This window comes from Phaeovibrio sulfidiphilus (assembly GCF_014861485.1).
In the GTDB taxonomy this organism is placed as follows: domain Bacteria; phylum Pseudomonadota; class Alphaproteobacteria; order Rhodospirillales; family Rhodospirillaceae; genus Phaeovibrio; species Phaeovibrio sulfidiphilus.
Genome location: NZ_JACZHT010000018.1, coordinates 1 through 793 on the forward strand (window position 1 = coordinate 1; position 793 = coordinate 793).

A 793-nucleotide genomic window follows, 5' to 3' on the forward strand; every position below is an offset into this window, starting at 1 on the left:
GAAGCCTCGCCCCGGAACAACCGGGTCTGGACCCGGGTGTCCGGAGGCCGCGACCAGCGCGACAGCGACGGAAACGCGGCAAAGACCACCTCCAGCGGCATCGACGCCACCGTGGGAGCCTCCTTCGGCTTCGACGACGGCTGGTTCGCCGGAGGCCTGGTCCGCTACGCCTCGCAGGACGTGGGCGTCGCCAGCCGGGGCGGCTTCAAGGCCGATATCAGCAGCTTCTCCGGCGGCGTCTATGGCGGGCGCGCCTGGAGCGCCGGGCCCGGCACCCTGCGCACCACCCTGGCCGGGGTCTACACCCACCACGACGTGGACAGCCGCCGGCGCGTCCTGGGCGACCGGCTGAAGGCGGACTACGGCGCGGACTCGGTTCAGGTTCTGGGCGAGGTGGCCTGGCGCCTGCAGGTCAGCGAAGCCCTGATGCTGGAGCCCTTCGCCGGCGCCTCCTGGAACCGGACCCACAGCGAGGGCTTCCGGGAAAGCCGCGGGGTTGCGGCCCTGAACAGCCGCTCCTGGACGTCGGACGCGGGCACGACCACCGTCGGCGCGCGCCTGGACGCCCGGGTCCATGAAAACGTGGCCCTGAAGTTCGACGCGGGCTGGGAATACAACTTCGGGGATCTCGACCCCACCAGCCGCCTTGCGTTTGCCTCCGGATCCGACCCCTACACCGTCTGGGGCGTGCGGGCGGACCGGCACGTGGCCGTGGTGGGCGTCGGGGCCGAGGTGAAACTCGCGGACGACTGGTCGCTGGGGGTGATGTACGACGGTGCTTACGGCTCCGAGA

The 793-nt window shown here is 71.5% G+C and carries 1 protein-coding gene; it reads left to right on the plus strand.

Features of this window, described 5'->3' with window-relative positions; translation table 11 throughout:
• The coding region (locus IHV25_RS10220; protein WP_192535024.1) for an autotransporter outer membrane beta-barrel domain-containing protein at nt 1-793 on the plus strand (793 nt) is incomplete at both ends.